This is a genomic window from Chitinophaga sp. 9-1-y, assembly GCF_059511905.2.
Genome location: NZ_CM197955.1, coordinates 6,830,653 through 6,850,269, shown reverse-complemented (window position 1 = coordinate 6,850,269; position 19,617 = coordinate 6,830,653). Strand labels below are relative to the sequence as shown.

Annotated in this window: 10 protein-coding genes; 9 read left to right on the top strand and 1 reads right to left on the bottom strand. The window is 45.5% G+C overall.

Annotated elements, in window-relative coordinates:
* Nucleotides 1-278: 278 nt before the first annotated feature.
* Nucleotides 279-3,095, top strand: coding sequence for an excinuclease ABC subunit UvrA (gene uvrA / locus AC5ZC7_RS27030; protein WP_496162155.1), 2,817 nt, complete (start codon nt 279-281; stop codon nt 3,093-3,095).
* Nucleotides 3,096-3,239: 144 nt separating this feature from the next.
* On the opposite strand, the gene AC5ZC7_RS27025 is transcribed toward uvrA, so the two are convergent.
* The gene (locus AC5ZC7_RS27025; RefSeq protein ID WP_496162154.1) at nt 3,240-3,683 is read right to left on the bottom strand and encodes a DUF4293 family protein; all 444 of its coding nucleotides are present in this window, start codon (nt 3,681-3,683) and stop codon (nt 3,240-3,242) included.
* A gap of 146 nt (nt 3,684-3,829) precedes the next feature.
* Between AC5ZC7_RS27025 and AC5ZC7_RS27020 the strand changes: the two genes are divergently transcribed.
* The 8 genes from AC5ZC7_RS27020 (at nt 3,830) to aspS (ending at nt 19,300) form a co-directional block, all read left to right on the top strand.
* A complete protein-coding gene (locus AC5ZC7_RS27020) occupies nt 3,830-6,142 on the top strand; it encodes a phosphate acyltransferase (RefSeq protein ID WP_496162153.1) in 2,313 nt (770 codons plus the stop codon).
* Between the two features lie 137 nt (nt 6,143-6,279).
* A complete protein-coding gene (locus tag AC5ZC7_RS27015; RefSeq protein WP_496162152.1) occupies nt 6,280-7,311 on the top strand; it encodes a hypothetical protein in 1,032 nt (343 codons plus the stop codon).
* A 62-nt stretch (nt 7,312-7,373) separates the two neighbouring features.
* Nucleotides 7,374-8,117 carry an MlaE family ABC transporter permease gene (locus tag AC5ZC7_RS27010; RefSeq protein WP_477077101.1) on the top strand — a complete coding sequence of 248 codons (744 nt, stop codon included), beginning with the start codon at nt 7,374-7,376 and terminating at the stop codon, nt 8,115-8,117.
* Between the two features lie 2 nt (nt 8,118-8,119).
* On the top strand, nt 8,120-8,941 hold the full coding sequence (locus AC5ZC7_RS27005; RefSeq protein ID WP_496162151.1) for an ATP-binding cassette domain-containing protein: 822 nt from the start codon (nt 8,120-8,122) through the stop codon (nt 8,939-8,941).
* A 195-nt stretch (nt 8,942-9,136) separates the two neighbouring features.
* Nucleotides 9,137-10,024, top strand: coding sequence for a succinate--CoA ligase subunit alpha (sucD, locus tag AC5ZC7_RS27000; RefSeq protein ID WP_291924929.1), 888 nt, complete (start codon nt 9,137-9,139; stop codon nt 10,022-10,024).
* A 149-nt stretch (nt 10,025-10,173) separates the two neighbouring features.
* A complete protein-coding gene (locus AC5ZC7_RS26995; RefSeq protein ID WP_496162150.1) occupies nt 10,174-16,242 on the top strand; it encodes an alpha-2-macroglobulin family protein in 6,069 nt (2,022 codons plus the stop codon).
* 130 nt (nt 16,243-16,372) lie between these two features.
* On the top strand, nt 16,373-17,407 hold the full coding sequence (locus AC5ZC7_RS26990) for an FAD-dependent oxidoreductase (protein ID WP_496162149.1): 1,035 nt from the start codon (nt 16,373-16,375) through the stop codon (nt 17,405-17,407).
* A gap of 144 nt (nt 17,408-17,551) precedes the next feature.
* Nucleotides 17,552-19,300, top strand: a complete 1,749-nt coding sequence (aspS, locus tag AC5ZC7_RS26985; RefSeq protein WP_496162148.1) for an aspartate--tRNA ligase — start codon at nt 17,552-17,554, stop codon at nt 19,298-19,300.
* Nucleotides 19,301-19,617 lie beyond the last annotated feature (317 nt).

Genomic DNA, 19,617 nt, shown 5'->3' with positions numbered 1-19,617 from the left:
ACAACTAGGCGGGTTAGTAAATAAATTACAGAAATACAGCCAGTTTGGTTGTTTTTGTTAAGTAAAGTTTATGCGATATCGAACAGTTTAAGTTAAAGATAAATGTTGGTAAATCCAGCGAGATAGATCTGGTCTTATGCAAATATAAAAGAATTGTTCAATAAAACAAATAATAAAAAATAGCTTTTAGCCCATAGCTATTAGCTTATAGCGTATCCGGGACACCTAAAAAAAGGGATCTGCTCAACTAACATCTTTTCCCTTAAATTTGTTCTGTCATGGCAACAAAAGTAAAGAAACAAACGACTATTATTGATCCTCAGGAAGTTAGCCCGCAGGACCATATTTTTATAAAAGGCGCCAGGGTCCACAATCTCAAAAATGTAAGCGTATCTATCCCCCGTAGCAAACTGGTAGTAGTTACCGGTGTGTCCGGTTCCGGGAAGTCGTCGCTTACCATGGATACCCTCTATGCAGAAGGACAACGCAGATACGCGGAAAGTTTAAGTTCATATGCCCGTCAGTTCCTGATGCGTATGAATAAACCCGATGTAGATTATATCAAAGGTATTTGTCCGGCAATCGCTATAGAACAGAAAGTCATTACCCGTACGCCCCGTTCAACCGTGGGATCTATGACGGAAATTTATGACTATCTCCGGTTACTCTTTGGAAGAGTGGGTAAAACCTATTCTCCCATCTCCGGAAAACTGGTAAAAAAACATGAAGTAAGCGATGTAGTAGACTATATCACGAAACTGAAACATGGCGCCAAAGTATTGCTGCTGGCTCCTTTTCGCCGGCACGCAAAAAGAGAGGTAAAAGAGGAACTGAATATTCTCCTGCAAAAAGGCTTTTCCCGGTTATACGTACCCGGTGGCGAAGGCGCAGGCCTGCTACGTATCGAGGAATTGCTGGAACAGAAGAAAATAACCGTACCAGCTAATGCCTGGGTACTAATAGACCGCCTCGTAGTAAAGGATTTTGAGGAAGATGATAAACACCGGATTGCGGATAGCGTACAAACCGCATTTTATGAAAGTGAAGGCGACTGTTATGTAGAAGTAGACGGAAAAGAAAACATTCATTTCGCCAATCGCTTTGAACTGGATGGCATCACTTTCGAAGAACCGGTTCCCAATCTCTTCTCTTTCAACAACCCTTATGGCGCTTGTCCTACCTGTGAAGGATTTGGACAAACATTAGGTATTGATGCGGACCTGGTAATTCCAGATAAACGCCTCAGTGTTTTTGAAGGAGCCATCGCACCCTGGCGCGGAGAAAAAATGGGCGAATACAAAGAGGCGCTCATCAAAACTGCACGTAAATTTGGTTTCCCGGTACATAAGCCTGTTGCAGAACTCACCGACGAACAGGTGCAACTGCTCTGGACCGGAAATGAACATTTCTACGGTTTGAATGAGTTCTTCAAAATGGTGGAACAAAACCTGTACAAAGTACAATACCGTGTACTGCAGGCCCGCTACCGTGGCCGTACTACCTGCCCTGAATGTGGTGGTGGACGCCTGCGTAAAGAAGCGCTGTATATCAAAGTAGGAGAGCGCAACATCGCTCAACTGGTAGACTTACCAGTATCAGACCTGAAACAATGGTTCGATGAACTGCAACTCACTGAATACGAACAACAAATTGGGAAACGTATTCTCATTGAAATAAATCACCGTCTTAAAACCTTGCTGGACGTAGGTTTGGGGTATCTTACCCTCAACAGGGTGGCCAATACCCTCAGTGGCGGGGAAAGTCAGCGTATCCAACTGACCCGTACCCTGGGAAGTAACCTGACCAACTCCATGTACATCCTGGATGAGCCAAGCATCGGTTTGCATGCACGGGATACACACCGCCTGATTGCCGTGCTGAAAGAGTTGCGCGACCTGGGTAATACCGTGGTGGTAGTTGAGCACGACGAGCAGATGATGGAAGAAGCAGATTACATCATTGACATGGGCCCCCTGGCTAGTCACCTGGGAGGAGAAGTGATTTTTGCGGGTACTTATCCGCAGATTTTGAAAGATCCTAACAGCCTGACCGGCAAGTATCTCAGCGGTCAGTTTGCCATTGACCCGCCAGTGAAAGTGCGCAAGTGGAAAAAAGCAATTACCGTAGAAGGCGCCCGCCAGCATAATCTGAAAGATATCACTGTTGATTTTCCATTACAGGTATTAACCGTGATCAGTGGAGTGAGTGGGTCTGGTAAAACCACGCTGGTAAAGCAAATTCTGTATCCTGCGCTGATGAAGCTCAAAGGCGAATTTGCAGAAAGGGTAGGTAACCACAAAGCGCTTAAAGGTGCCCTGGATGATGTTACCCAGGTAGAAATGATTGACCAGAATCCTATCGGTAAATCATCCCGTTCCAACCCGGTTACTTATATCAAAGCGTACGATGAAATCAGGGACCTGTATTCCAGGCAGCCATTGAGTAAAATGCGCGGTTTCCAGCCTAAACATTTTTCTTTCAACGTAGATGGTGGACGCTGTGATGCATGTAAAGGAGAAGGGGAAGTAATTGTAGAAATGCAGTTCCTGGCCGATGTACATCTCACCTGCGAAAGCTGCGGTGGTAAAAGGTTTAAAGATGAAGTGCTGGAAGTTACCTACAAGAATAAAAATATCTACGAAGTATTGGAAATGGGAGTAGATGAAGCACTGGATTTCTTCAAAGAAGAAAAAGATGTGTGCAATAAAATACGTCCATTGAGTAGTGTAGGTTTAGGGTATGTGAAACTTGGACAAAGCAGTGATACCCTCAGTGGTGGAGAGGCGCAACGTGTAAAGCTGGCATCTTTCCTCGGTAAAGGAAAAGCGCAGGGACATATTTTGTTCATCTTCGATGAACCTACCACTGGTCTGCATTTCCATGATATCAAAAAGCTACTGGATTCCTTTAATGCGCTCATTGAACAAGGGCATACGGTGTTGGTGATTGAACACAACCTGGATGTGATTAAGAGTGCCGACTGGGTAATAGACCTGGGACCGGAAGGTGGTGTTGGCGGCGGTAATTTGTTATACGCCGGTGTGCCGGATGGATTGAAAAAAGTAAAAGAAAGTTATACAGGAAAGTACCTGTAAGGATATTAAAAGAACGGGCCGGAGTTGACTCCGGCCCGTTTAGTATTTTACGGTGCGTATGTATCCGTGCGGGTGCATAAATTCGGAATGCCTTCCCACCACCAGTCGTCCTTTACATCGTTATAAGATGTAAAAGTTACGTACTTATCTCAGCCTGTCCAGTGACTTGATCAGTTTCTCGTCTTTATAAATACCCCTTACCGCCAGGAATAAAAGGATGATAACGACAATAGGCAGGAAAGAGGCCGGCAGATAGGATGCCGAAACAATAGCTACTCCGCCGGTGCTCCATTTATTAGCGGTTTGCTGCACCACGTAGTATTGCCAAGCCAGTGCGGCAAAACCAAAAAGAATGTTAAAAATAGTCAGACGAAACTGGAGTTTACGCTTCTTAAAAAGGAAAATAGTAGCCAGCGAAACCAGTATAATGATGATATACAGTACGAACAGCAGGTAGTTGCTCGAGGCGTTTACATATTGAGGAGCGGGGTTATTGGTCAGCGTAGCTTTCCACAGATCGAAGGACAGGGCGGCAGCGCCTGCGGCGGCAGCCAATAGCAGATAGAGACTCTGGATGCGTTGTATCATGATATTTATGAATGTTTAACGCTGTAAAAGTAAGTAATTTTAATGGTTAGAATGCTTAATTATAGGTAGGAATCACACTATTTGGGTGGACGGCTTTAATACAATACTTCGTATATTGCACGCCCAATAACAATCTTAATATTTATATGGCAAAGAAACTGAATAAGCAGGATGCGTTAGACTATCATGCAAAGGGCAGGCCGGGTAAAATTGAAGTCATACCTACAAAAAACACTAAATCGCAATGGGATCTTTCATTGGCTTACTCTCCCGGAGTAGCAGAGCCATGCAAAGAAATTTTTAATGATGTAGAAAACGTTTATAAATATACCGCAAAAGGTAACCTGGTGGGCGTTATCAGCAATGGTACCGCTGTATTGGGTTTAGGAGATATAGGTCCGGAAGCCGGCAAACCGGTGATGGAAGGAAAAGCGGTATTGTTTAAGATATTCGCCGACATTGATGTTTTTGATATAGAACTGGATGCAAAAGATCCGGATACCTTCGTGGCAGCTGTAAAGGCCCTGGAGCCTACGTTTGGTGGTATTAACCTGGAAGATATCAAAAGCCCGGAGTGCTTTGAAATAGAAGAAAGGCTGCGGAAAGAGTTGAAAATTCCGATCATGCACGATGATCAGCATGGTACCGCCATCATTTCTTCTGCCGCGTTGTTGAACGCATTAGAGCTGGTAAAGAAAAAAATAGAGAAAGTAAAGATCGTAGTAAATGGCGCAGGAGCTGCTGCCATGGCCTGTGTAAAATTATATGTGGCGTTAGGCGCCAGGCCTGAAAACTTTATCATGTTTGATAAAGACGGCGTTTTAAACAAAGATCGTAAAGACCTTTCCGACAGACATAAACAGTTTGTTACCAATACCAAAATAACTACGCTGGCAGAAGCCATGAAAGGTGCAGATGTATTCCTGGGCCTTTCCGTAGGAAACGTAGTATCAGCAGAAATGGTGAAGAGCATGGCCAAGAACCCGATTGTATTCGCCATGGCTAACCCTGACCCTGAAATTGCCTACGATACAGCGATTGCTGCCCGTCCGGATATCATTATGGCCACCGGTCGTTCTGATTATCCTAACCAGGTAAACAACGTATTGGGTTTTCCTTACATTTTCCGTGGCGCCCTCGATGTGAGAGCTACCCAAATCAACGAGGAAATGAAGCTGGCAGCCGTAAGAGCATTGGCGGAAATGGCCAAGTCTCCGGTACCTGATATCGTGAACCTGGCCTATAACGAAAGAAATATTTTCTTCGGACCTAAATATATCATTCCAAAGCCGTTGGATCCACGCTTATTGAGCACCGTGGCGCCGGCGGTGGCTAAAGCAGCTATGGATAGCGGAGTAGCTCACCGTCCGATAACCGATTGGGAAGCCTACCGCAATGAGCTGAATCATCGTCTGGGACTGGATAACCAGTTATTCCGCGTAATAGGTACCAAAGCCCGCCGCGATCCAAGGAAAGTGGTGTTTGCGGAAGCCGACAACCTGAAGGTATTGAAAGCCGCACAGGTAGTGAATGACGAAGGAATCGCCTATCCGATCCTGTTGGGTAATGAAACACGTATCCGCGAACTGATGCTGGAAAATGCGATCGAAATTGATGATGTAAAAATCATTGATCCGAAAAGCGAAGAAATGAAAGAAATGCGTCATCGCTTCGGTGACCTGTTCTTCGAAAAGCGCAAGCGTAAAGGCCTGAACCTGTATGAAGCCCGTAAAATTATGCGGGAACGTAACTACTTCGGCTGTATGATGGTGGAAACCGGTGAAGCAGATGCCCTGATTTCGGGCCTGACCCGCAAATATCCTGATACCATTCGCCCTGCCCTGCAGGTAATTGGTATGGAAGAGGGAGCCAAACGTGTAGCGGGTATGTATATTATTGAAACCAAGCGCGGACCATTATTCCTGGCCGATACAACGGTTAACTTCAATCCTACTGCAGAAGAACTGGCAGATATTACCATGATGGTAGCGAAAGAAGTGAAGCACTTTAATATTACGCCACGTATTGCCATGCTGTCGTATTCCAACTTTGGCAGCAGCCAGACGCCGGAAGCACAAACCATGAGCAAGGCACGTGAAATTGTGAAGCAACGTGATCCTTCCCTCATTGTAGATGGCGAAATACAAGCAGCCATGGCCTTCAATAAGGAGATCCTGAAAGACAACTATCCGTTTACGGAACTGCTGGACGAAGAGGTAAATACCCTCATCTTCCCTAACCTGGCAGCTGGTAATATTGCCTATAACCTGTTACAGGAAGTTGCTGGTTTTGATGCCATCGGACCTATTTTGTTAGGTATGAAAAAGCCGGTACACATCCTGCAATTGGGTAGTACGGTAAGACAGATTGTTAACATGGTGAATATCGCCGTAGTAGATGCCCAGGAGAAATGCTGCAGAAATGCAGAAGAGAAAGGAAAGAAAAAGAAGAAAAAATAAGCGAAAAGCATAAAGGATAAAGCACAAAGCTATTTTAGCGAATGCCTGCTGCGGATATTGTATACGCGGTGATCATTCGCTAAAATAGCTTTGTGCTTTATCCTTTATGCTTTCCGCTTTTTCCATATATTTATCCTATGCAAACTATTTCCCGTAAGAAGATATTCTTTCCGATTAATGCTGCTTTCCGCAACTATCTCAAAATGTATGAGCGGGAAGTGAAATTGCCTTTATCTTATGAGGAGCTGCGGTATTATGATCAGTCTATTGCCGTGTATGATAAAGAAGGAAAAGATACTTTGTGGGAAACGGTGTTTTATCCCCAAAGCATGGTAGGATCTATTCATGCCGGCCTAAAGCGGGTGTATTCTATTCTGAAAGCAGGAGGAGATCAGGCCGCAGAGGAGCATCTGCATATTGAGCGGATCGACTATTGCACCTTTGGAAATTCTCATCCTTTTCGCATTAAAATTGTCAATAATTACAACGAGGTATACGACTATTTTTATATTAAGATAGCTGATGCATCCCGTATTTATGGCCTGGAACTGGAGCATATCCTGTCTCCCTACTGGATGACCTTCCTGGTAGATGGTAATACACTGGTAGAGGAACATATTGCCGGGGTACCTGGAGATCAGTTCATTTTACATTACCTGAACCGGCCGGAATTTAATCCCAAACGTATTGCCAAGGAATTTGTAAAATTCAACGAGCGCTGTTTTGTGCGACTGTTGGGAGATATGCGTTCCTACAATTTCATTTTTGACATTACGCCTGATTTTGATGATGTGCAGTTCCGTATCCGTGCCATCGATTTTGATCAGCAATTTTATGAGGGGCGGCGTACCTTGTATATGCCACAATATTTTAAAGAGAACCGGATATTTGTGGACCTGGCGATTAAACATCTCAACGCAGAGGTGGTGAAACAATATCAGCAGGAAGAGCGTGCGGTCATTGCACGGCGCTTAAAAGTGCAGCGGCATCGTATCAAAGACTTACGGGATGTGATTATGACCGACCGGGTTTCTTTTCCTGAAAAGATACAGCAGTTGGGCAATGAACTGGCTGAATATTATCATGATCCGGTTTTTGCCCGTTGTAAAACGATGGGGGAAATTATAGAACGCAGTTTAAAACGTTTGTTGGTAAGTAGTTTACGTTAACGCCTGTATTAAATCTTAATTTAGGATCTGATTGCAAAAATCCTTCCTATCTTTGATCAGTTATGGAGTTCAAATTCTTCTATCATTTCGGAAACTTCCTGCTCATGCTTAAAGGCATGTTTTCCCGCCCGGAGAACATGAAGATGTATTGGAAGCAGTTTATGCAGCAATGTGTGGATATCGGCGTAGGGTCGTTTGGGATAGTGTTTATTATTTCCCTGTTTATGGGAGGGGTAACTACTTTGCAAACAGCTTATCAGCTGGTAAGTCCTATCATACCTAAGAGTACCATCGCACAGGTGGTGCGTGATACCATTATCCTGGAATTTGCACCCACACTGACCTGTATCGTACTGGCCGGTGTAGTGGGTTCTAAAATAGCATCCGAACTGGGTAATATGCGGATATCTGAACAAATTGATGCCCTTGAAATTATGGGTATCAATACTAAAGGATACCTGATTGCGCCCAAGATCATGGCCGCTATATTAATGATACCTGTATTGGTAGCTATTGCCGGGTTCCTCGGTATTTACGGCGGTAAGGCAGCAGGCGAACTGTCTGGTGTTATTTCCGGCGAACAGTTCATGCAGGGGCTGCGACAACAATTCAGGGCTTACAACGTATTTTTTGCGATGGCCAAATCCTATACATTCGGATTTATTATTGCCAGTGTATCGGCCTATTACGGCTATAATGTGTCCGGTGGGGCACTGGAAATTGGTAAGGCCAGCACTACTTCCGTGGTAGTAAGTTGTGTGCTGATATTATTCATGGACTATGCGTTAACGGCGATATTACTGTAATCATGATTGAACTGCAAGACATAAGAAAGAGCTTTGGCGAAAAGGAAATACTCAAGGGCGTATCTACGGTTATGGAGCCCGGAAAAGTAAACCTGATCATCGGTTCCAGCGGTAGCGGTAAAACCGTGATGATGAAATGTATCGTAGGACTGATGGGCGTAGATAAAGGAAAAGTACTGTACGACAACCAGGACTTTACCGCCATGGACGAAAAAGAAAAGAAAATTATCCGCCAGGAAATAGGCATGCTGTTCCAGGGATCCGCCCTGTTCGATAGTATGACAGTAGAGCAAAACGTAATGTTTCCCCTGGAAATGTTTGGTACCGGTACCCTCAGAGAAAAGAAAGCCCGCGTGGCAGAGTGCCTGGAAAGGGTACAGCTGAAAGAAGCCGCCAAAAAATTTCCTGCTGAAATCAGCGGTGGTATGAAGAAAAGGGTGGGTATTGCCCGTGCCATTGTCCTCAATCCCAAGTACCTTTTCTGTGATGAACCTAACTCCGGTCTGGATCCGCAAACTTCCCTGCTCATCGATAAACTCATTACTGAGCTCACCAAAGAATACAATATCACCACCGTTATCAATACCCACGATATGAACACCGTAATGGAAAGCGGCGACCATATTGTATATATGTACCAGGGCCAAAAGCAATGGGAGGGTAGTAATAAAGACATCGTATTCTCAAAGGATCAAAAGTTAAACGACTTCATTTTTGCCTCTGAATTCCTCCGGGAAGCCAAGGAGATGCGTCAGCTGGAGATGTTTAAAGACGGTAAATGGCGGGATCAGTTGAAAAAGGAGCAGGACAGTGCTAAAAAGTAGCTCTTTTTTCAATGTGTTTCTGTGAAATGTATTGAAAATGAGTTTCTTATGATGTGAAGTGTGCCGAAAGTGGGATAGTCATGTATTTTGGTAGCTTTATCTTAAAGGTGCTAAATTGCAGAATTATAGAAATCGGCTTATTTTTGCCGTCCAGAAGAATCAGATATATAATATTAAACCAATAAAACAAGCGCGATGAGTGTTTTAGTTAATAAGGATAGCAAAGTGATTGTTCAGGGATTTACCGGTACTGAAGGTACATTCCATGCTACGCAGATGATTGAATATGGTACCCAGGTAGTGGGTGGTGTTACACCAGGAAAAGGTGGCAGCACGCACCTGGAGCGTCCGGTATTTAATACAGTGGCTGACGCGGTGAAAGCAACCGGTGCAAATGTTTCTATCATTTTTGTGCCTCCGGCTTTTGCAGCTGATGCAATCATGGAAGCTACCGAAGCAGGTATTGCGCTGGTGGTATGTATCACAGAAGGTATTCCTGTGCAGGATATGATTAAAGCAAAGAACTTCCTGCAAGGTACAACTACCCGTCTGATCGGACCAAACTGTCCGGGTGTAATCACTGCAGACGAAGCTAAAGTAGGTATCATGCCAGGCTTTATCTTCAAAAAAGGTAAAATCGGTATCGTTTCTAAATCAGGTACTTTAACTTACGAAGCTGCTGACCAGGTAGTTAAAGCTGGTTTAGGTGTTTCTACCGCTATCGGTATCGGTGGTGATCCAATCATCGGAACCCCTACTAAAGACGCAGTGGAACTGTTGATGAACGATCCTGAAACAGAAGGTATTATCATGATCGGTGAAATTGGTGGTAGCATGGAAGCGGATGCTGCTAAATGGATCAAAGAACACGGTACTAAACCTGTGGTAGGTTTCATCGCTGGCCAAACTGCTCCTCCGGGACGTCGTATGGGTCACGCAGGTGCCATCATTGGTGGTGCAGAAGATACTGCTGCCGCGAAAATGAAAATTATGGCTGAATGCGGCGTTACTGTTGTAGAAAGCCCGGCTAACATTGGTAAAACAATGGCGGAAGTACTGAGCAAGAAAGCTGCCCTGGTATAATTATCTGTCAGTAAAAGATATAAAGGTGAAAAGTGAAGCGGAGCCATTCCATCACTTTTCACCTTTTTTTGTACCCTGATTTATGGAAACCATGCGAAGGTCTGCATCCTCCCTAAAAGAAGTAACTTAATGTAAATAAATGATCCTATATGCGTTTATTCATCGGAATATTCATTGTTTTAATCTTTAGTAGCAACAAGATGATGGCCCAGTTTAATTATGATAACTCCTGGAAGAAAATAGCGGCACTGGAAGAAAAAGGATTGCCTAAGTCGGCCCTGGAGATCGCGAACGACATCTATGCACATGCTGTGAAAGACAAGGCTACAACCCAACAAATCAAAGCCCTGATCTATCAGCTGAAGTATAATGCGGAGATCAACGACAGCAGCACCCTGCAGAATATAGCTAAAATGGAGCAGCAGATTGCTGCGGCCTCCGGTGCCCAGAAGGCCATATTACAAAGTATCCGCGCAGAAATGCTGCTCCGGTATTTTGATGCCAACCGCTACCGGTTCTATAACCGTACCGCCATCGCCAACGATCAAAGTACGGATATCACCACCTGGACGGCAGACCGACTGCACCAGGAACTGATCCATGCTTATGGGGCGTCGCTGTCCGACAAAGCACTGCTGCAAAAAACAAGTCTCAGCGAGTTTGATCCCATTATCGTTAAAGGAAATACCCGTGCCTTACGAGGTACGCTATACGATTTGTTAGCGCACCGTGCACTGGAGTATTTCAAATCCGGTGAAGCAGGGATAACTAATCCGGCCAACCAGTTTGAATTGACCGATCCCGCCGCTTTTGCTCCCGCCAATACTTTTGCAGGACATTCATTTACTACCACCGACAGCACCTCCCTGCAATATCAGGCCCTGCTCATTCTCCAGGAACTGATCCGTCTGCATGCTGCTGATAAAGCTGCTTTGCTGGATATAGATGTAGAAAGAGTGTCGTACATGAACCAGGTGGCAGTAATGGAAAATAAAGAAGCCCTTTACCTGCAAGCCCTTGAACAGATGGAGCTGGCATATAACGGCCAGCCTGCTGTAACAGATGTATTGCAGTTGCAGGCCGACTATTACCTCCAGGAGGGTCGATCAGAAAAAGAAGGAAAGGGTGATGCCCTGAAAAAGGCGAAGGCCATCTGCGAAAAAGCCATACAACTGGCGCCCAAATCTCCCGGAGGCGCTGCCTGCGCTTACATACTGGACCAGATCAAAGAAATGTCGCTGGAACTGACAACAGAAGGGGTGAATGTGCCCGGACTTCCGTTCCGCGCCCTGGTGAAGTATCAGAACATTAATAAAATATACCTGCGCCTGGTAAAGGTGGACGAAGCATTTCTGCTGTCCTTACAGAAGGCGCAGAATGACTACACTGCCAGGGAAAATGCGTATTGGAAAATGGTGGTCGCCCGCCCGGCCTTAAAAGCATGGGAACAGGCTTTACCGGATCTTAAAGATTATATCACTCACAAGGCTGAAATCAAAATAGATGCCCTGCCAGCAGGGCATTACATGCTGCTGTCGAGCGTGGATCCGAAGTTTGCGTTGAAAGAGAATTTGATGGCCATGCAACTGACCTGGGTATCTGGTATCAGTTATATAGAAAATGACAGCACTTATTATGCCCTGGATCGTAGCAGCGGTAAGCCATTGAGCGGCGTGAAGGTAGACGTCATGAAGCAAAAAAGCGGTAACGAATATGATGCATGGACACTACATCAATCGCTGGTAACCGCGAAAGATGGCAGTGTGAGCATAACACCAACTAAAAATGGTGGCCGCTTGCGCCTGTACTGGAAAAAAGAGGGAGATGAACTGTATATCGATGAATACAAGTACTTCTATCGTTACAATAGCGAGAAGCCAACAGAACCCAAACCCGAAACCTTCCTTTTCGCAGACAGAAGCATTTATCGCCCCGGCCAAATCATCTACTTTAAAGGGATTGTACTGAGAAAACGTATGATGGGCACACAAAGTAACCCATTGCCCAACTTCCAGACCACCCTGTGTTTATATGATGTAAACGGTACTAAAGTAGACTCTGTTAAATTAACGACCAATGAGTACGGATCTTATTCCGGAAAATTTGTACTGCCGGAAGGCCGTATGAATGGTAGTTTTTCCCTGAGAGACGATAACGCCAATGCACACCTTTACTTCAAAGTAGAAGAATACAAGCGCCCTAAATTTTATGTAGCCTTTGATACCATCAAGAGCAGTTATCGTTTAGGCGATACCGTTACTGCCGCAGCTAAAGCACTGGCCTACGCCGGTAATAATATAGATGGTGCCAAAGTAAAATACCGGGTAGAGCGCCGGGTACGTTACCCTTACCCTTGGTTATTTTATAAGATAGCCATCCCATACGGTTCTTCCCGTGAAATCATCCATGGAGAAACCACTACAGATGCGAATGGCGCTTTTACCGTGAAATTCCCGGCAATAGCAGACAAATCCGTAAGCCCGGCTAACAAACCGATTTTTACTTACGTAGTACATGCGGATGTAACGGATCTGAATGGTGAAACCCGCAGCAGTGACCAATCTGTGAGCGTAGGTTACCAGTCCATGGAAATTGCAGTGACTGCACCGGATCGCATGGAACAAAAAGACCTGGCAGATATAAAGATCTTTTCTAAAAACCTCAATGGGGCTTATGAACCGGCTAATTTACAGGTACAGCTGAAACCATTGCAACCTAACAAACGTCTGCTGCGCCACCGCTTCTGGGAAGTGCCGGACCAGTTTGTAATGGAGGAAGCCAGTTACATAGAGGCGTTCCCGGTAGATGTATATAAGGCAGAAGATGATATCAAGAACTGGCCCCGTTTAGCGGCGGTAGTCAACGAAACCCTTGCCAGCAAGGCAGATGGTAAAGTGGCTTTCAACACCAGTAAATTAACGCCCGGATTCTACGAACTGGAAGTAAGTACAACCGATAAAAACAATGAACCCGTTATACAAAAAACGGTGTTCGAATTGATTGATGTAAAGGCGAAAAACCTGTCGGCGCCCAGCTATTTCTGGTTATATCAGCCAACAGGGGAATCAGCGCCGGGGAAAACAGCAGAGATTTTGTTAGGTACATCTGCCAAAGATCTCCACATTATTCAATCCAGTATCACAGCGGTTACTAAAGAAGAACGTTCGGAACTGTCGTTGTCAGACATTAAAAAACTGGAATATCCCGTTACAGAAAACAGTCGCGGAGGTATACAGGTAGCCTATGTGTTTGTAAAAGACAACCGCGTGTATAATGCGCAGATGGATATTGCGGTGCCATGGGATAACAAGGACCTGAAAGTAACGCTGGGTACCCATCGTGATAAATTACTGCCAGGTGAAAAAGAGAAATGGACCGCACAGATTGCCGGCTACAAAAATGAAAAAGTAGCGGCAGAAATGTTGGCATCTATGTACGATGCTTCTTTAGATGCCTTTGTGCCGCATCACTGGAATATTCCAGGTATTTACCCAAATGCCTATGGCATTAGGCAGTTTCAGGGGAATGAAAACTTCAAAATGGAAGTATCCTCTTACATATATGACCATGCAACGCCTGATCATATTAGTGAAGCCAAAGCGTATGATATGCTGAATCTGTTTGGCTGGGTAATGGAAGATGGCAGACATATGGTGTATCGTGCTTTAGCTGGCCGTGCTCCTGGAATTGTTTTGAGTAAAAGTGGACAGGCACTAAGAATAAAAGGATCGAAAACGGTAGAGGCAGATGCTAATGGCGTAGACCCAATGCTGTTGGAAGATGCCAAAGCTGCAGGTGCAGTAGTGCCACCCGCAGCTGCTCCATTGGCGTACGCTGTGCAAGCGAAAGACAAGGAGAACAAACCGGGCGGAAATGAGACACCCACTGCTTCTGTTCGCACCAACTTCCAGGAAACCGCCTTCTTCTTCCCGGATCTGCGCACAGACAAAGATGGCAACATCACTTTCGAATTCACTATGCCGGAAGCCCTCACCAAATGGAACTTCCAGGCATTAGCCCATACCAAAGACCTGGCCTTCGGCATGACCAACGCCAGCATTGTAACGCAGAAAGTGTTGATGGTGCAGCCTAACACCCCCCGCTTTGTACGCGAGGGCGACAAAATGGAATTCACCGCCAAAGTGAGCAACCTCTCGGATACCTTGCTGATCGGACAAGCACACCTGGAATTACTGGATGCCAACACCATGCAGCCGGTAGATGGATGGTTCCAGAACATGTTCCCACTGCAACACTTCACTGCCAAGGCGGGACAAAGCACCCTGGTGAGCTTCCCCATCCAGATTCCTCACGGTTTCCAGAGCGCGCTCATTTACCGGGTTACTGCACAGGCGGGCAACTTCAGCGATGGAGAAGAAAATGCACTGCCCGTACTCACCAACCGTATGCTGGTAACAGAGGCCCTGCCGCTGCCAGTTAGAGGCGATGGTAAACATAATTTTACTTTCGGAAAACTGCTGCATAGCGATAGTTCCCAAACATTGGTACAACACGCCGTAACAGTAGAATATACCAGCAATCCCGCCTGGTACGCCGTACAGGCATTGCCTTACCTGATGGAGTATCCGTATGACTGTGCAGAACAGGTGTTTAACCGTTACTACGCTAACGCACTGGCTACGCATATCACCAATGCAACACCTGGTCTGAAAGACATCTTCCAGAAATGGAAAATTTCTGATACCGCTGCGCTGCAAAGCAACCTGCAAAAGAACGAGGAGTTGAAAGCGGTATTACTGCAACAAACACCGTGGGTGCTGGAAGCGAAGAATGAAGCACAACAGAAAAAGAACGTTGCGTTGCTGTTCGACCTGCAACGTATGCAGGCAGAAAGAAAGAGGGCCCTGGAGCAGCTGGCGGCTAAACAACAGCCTAACGGTGCTTTCTCCTGGTTCACCGGCATGTGGGAAGACCGCTACATTACCCAATATATATTGGCGGGTATTGGTCACCTGCAACAGCTGGCAAAAATTGACGACGACGCAGCAATGACAATGGCGAACAAAGCCATCGACTACCTGGATAAAAAACTGGACAAAGATTACTACGACCTGGTGCATGCCAAAGCAAATCTGAAAGGTGAGGTGATCAATGCCCAGCAGATCCATTATCTGTATGCCCGTAGTTTCTTTAACAAACCGGTGCCTGCTGCCATGAAAAAATCATTTGATTTCTTCTATGCACAGGCCCGTCAATACTGGACTAAACAGAACAAGTATTCACAGGGAATGATTGCGCTGCTCCTGTTCAAAAAAGACGACGCTGTAACGCCGAAAGCGATACTGAAATCGCTGAAAGAAACGGCGATGAACAGCCCGGAAATGGGTATGTACTGGAAAGATGTAACAGGTGGTTACCGCTGGGAGCAGGCGCCTATTGAAACACAGGCGTTGCTGATAGAAGCATTCCAAACGGTAGGCAAAGACGATGCAGCTGTAGCAGACCTGAAAACCTGGTTACTGAAAAACAAACAAACCAATAACTGGCATACCACCAAAGCTACTGCAGATGCTTGTTACGCAATGTTGCTGCAGGGAAGCAACTGGTTGGCCGCCAATCCGGAGGTAACCCTGCAATTAGGAAATACCACGGTTAAACCTGCTGCCACAGAAGCTGGTACCGGGTATTTCAAAGAAAAAATAGACGGTAAATCAGTGAAGGCTGACATGGGTAATATCAGTGTTACCGTAAACGACAGTAAAGGACAACCTTCCTGGGGCGCGGTGTACTGGCAGTATTTCGAAGAACTGGATAAGATCACGTCTGCCCAAACACCGCTGGTGCTGGAAAAAGAATTGTATAAAGAAGTTAACAGCGACAAAGGGCCGGTACTCACTAAAATTGAAGATGGCAATGAACTGAAAGTGGGCGACAAGGTGAAAGTAAGGATCGTATTGCGCGCTGATCGTACAATGGAATACATTCATCTGAAAGACATGCGGGCAGCTTGTTTTGAGCCTACCAATGTTATCAGCAGCAGCAAATGGCAGGATGGACTGAGCTATTATGAAAGCACCAAAGATGCTTCTACTGATTTCTTCTTCAGCTATTTACCGAAAGGCACTTACGTATTCGAATATACGCTGTTTGTGACCCATCAGGGTAAGTTCTCTAATGGAATCAGCACTGCACAGTGTATGTATGCACCGGAGTTTACTGCACACAGCAGTGGATTAAACGTGAAAGTGACAGAATAGAAAGCATTACGAATTAGGCATTACGAATTACGGATTTGTGGGTAGATGGTAAACGCGGATATTGTTCGCTTTTATCTACTTACAAATCCGTAATTCGTAATTCCTAATTCGTAATTTATCTTTGTCTTTCATGAAAAAAGTGGATTACCTTATTATAGGGCAGGGAATTGCGGGTACCATGCTGAGTTGGTTCCTGCTTCAGGCGGGGAAAAGTGTGATCGTAATGGATGACGCCAAACCCAACAGTGCATCAAGGGTGGCTGCCGGGATTATAAATCCCGTGTCTGGTCGCCGTTTTGAGCCAGCCTGGATGTATGATACTATTTATCCGTTTGCAAAAGATACCTATCTGCAGCTTTCGGCTTTGCTGCAGGTGCCGGTTTTCACAGAACGTCAGCTATGGACCGTGTTCCCGTCTGCCCAAATGAGAGATGCCTTTCTGCACAAAACTACCGGTAATGACTACACGGAATTACCGGCCACGTTAAAGTACGAGGCATTCCTGGACCAGCCCTTCGGGGCAGCTATCGTGCATGGCGCTACCGTGAACCTGCCCGCGCTGCTACCCGCCTACCGGAATTATTTAAAAAACCGGGAGGCATTGTTGGAAACACATTTCGATAGGAATGCCCTGGAAATAACACCTGCCGGGGTTATTTATGAAGATATACAGGCGGATAAGCTTATTTTTTGTGACGGAGTAGCCACTACGGCGCTTTCTTTTTTTAAGCGGGTTAAATTTTTGCCCAATAAAGGAGAGGTGCTGTTGATAAAAGTGCCGGGACTGGACACGACAGATATTATCAAGAAGGGGATTACCCTGGTACCCCAGGAAAATGGGGTATTCTGGGCGGGATCTTCTTTTGTATGGGATTATGAAGATGATCATCCTACCACCCGGCAGCGGGAGGTATTGGAACAGCGGCTTTCGCAATTGCTGACGGCTCCTTATGAGGTGGTAGGGCATTTGTCAGCCGTGCGGCCTTCGGGGAATGATAGGCGCCCTATTGTGGGCTTTCATCCTGAGTATCCCGCTATCGGTATATTCAACGGGCTTGGCACCAAAGGGTGCTCGTTAGCTCCTTTTATGGCGGCCCATTTCAGGGATGTGCTTGTTGCTAATGCCCCACTGATGCCGGAAATAGCCTTGCAACGATATTTTTAACATACTACGGGGAGAAAATGCCCGATGCAAACCGTATCTTTGCCCCCCTTATGGGTATAAGTGAACAACTGGATAGTGGTTGCCATTTGATGACAGCTTTTCCCGTATTTCAACCATAAAACTCACTAAATCAATTATTTACGCATGTACAGGACGCACACTTGCGGGGAATTAAGAATGGAACAGGTGGGCCAGGAAGTAACTTTGGCCGGATGGATTCAGACAGTAAGAAAGTTTGGCAGCATCAATTTCTTTGATCTGCGAGACCGCTACGGTATTACGCAATTGTTGTTCGGCGAAAGCCTGAATGCCAAGCTGGATGCGCAGCCTCTGGGCCGTGAATTCGTTGTCCAGGTGAAAGGTACCGTAACCGAGCGTTCCAATAAAAATAAAAACATCCCTACCGGTGATATCGAAATCACCGTAAGCGAATTTACCATCCTCAATGCGGCTAAAACACCGCCCTTCACCATCCAGGATGATACAGATGGTGGCGATGAGCTGCGGATGAAATACCGTTTCCTGGATCTGCGTCGTAATGCCGTTAGACAAAACCTGGAGTTGCGTTATAATATAGGACGTGTAGCACGGAACTATCTGCATAGCGCCGGCTTTATGGATATAGAAACGCCTTTCCTGATAAACTCTACACCGGAAGGCGCCCGCGATTTCGTGGTACCCAGCCGTATGAACCCTAACCAGTTCTATGGTTTGCCTCAGTCGCCACAAACTTTCAAGCAATTGCTGATGGTTAGTGGTTATGACCGGTACTACCAGATCGTAAAATGTTTCCGTGATGAAGATTTGCGTGCAGATCGCCAGCCGGAGTTTACACAGATCGACTGTGAGATGAGCTTCGTGGAGCAGGAAGATATCCTGACCACCTTTGAGCATATGCTGAAGCACATCTTCAGAGAAATAAAAGGACTCGAGTTTCCGGATGCCTTTCCCAGAATGACATTCGACGACGCGATGGAATATTATGGTAACGATAAACCAGATATCCGCTTCGAGATGAAGCTGGTAAATATGAACGATACCGTAAAAAACAAAGGCTTTAAGGTATTTGACGATGCAGAATTGGTGGTAGCGATTGCTGCAACAGGCTGTGCCGAATATACCCGTAAGCAGCTGGATGAACTGACAGATTGGGTAAAACGTCCACAAATAGGTATGAGCGGGCTGGTGTATGTGCGTTACAACACAGATGGCACGTTGAAGAGCTCTGTGGATAAATTTTATGACGAAGCACAATTAAAGTTGTGGGCGCAAAAATGTCAGGCGCAACCTGGAGATTTGATCCTGGTGCTGGCTGGCAAGGAAGAGCGCACTAGAAAAGCTACCAGCGAACTCCGCCTTGAAATGGGTGAACGTCTTGGTTTACGCAACAAAAACGAGTTTAAACCGTTGTGGGTAATAGACTTTCCGTTATTTGAGTACGCCGAAGAAGAGAATCGCTGGGTGGCCCGTCACCATCCATTTACGTCGCCCAAACCTGAGCAGATAGGCCTGATGGATGACCCTTCCCAATATGGTAAAATTAAGGCGAATGCGTACGATATCGTATTAAATGGTACAGAGATCGGTGGTGGCTCCATTCGTATTTTCCAGCGCGATTTGCAGCAGAAAATGTTTGCGGCCCTGGGTATGTCGAAAGAAGAAGCAGAACACAAATTTGGCTTCCTGTTAGGCGCATTTGAATATGGTGCACCGCCACATGGAGGTATCGCACTCGGATTTGACCGTTTGTGTTCGCTACTGGGTGGCAGTGAAAGTATCCGTGACTTTATCGCGTTCCCGAAAAACAATTCAGGTCGTGATGTAATGATGGATGCGCCCGCTGAAATCAGTCAGGCACAACTTAACGAGTTGAAAATCAGTCTGGTGAAATAGCGATATAGCTATTAACCAATTACCGTTTAGCTATTAGTAATCATCTTAATAAGATACTAAAGGCTAATGGCTGAAAACTAACAGCTGATGTTGGTATAGTCTTTGCAAGAAGCAAGGCGCTTGTAGTAAAAATCCCCTTTGGTATGGCAAATTGCCGCATCAAAGGGGATTGGCACTAATATAAGGTACAATATTTTTAACAAACGATTAACGGGATAGATAAGAAAACGAAGAGACGTATTATTTAAATTTTTAAAGTAATATTGCGGTGTGATCATCGTTGATATGTGAGGAGAAAAGTGATGCTGAAAACACAG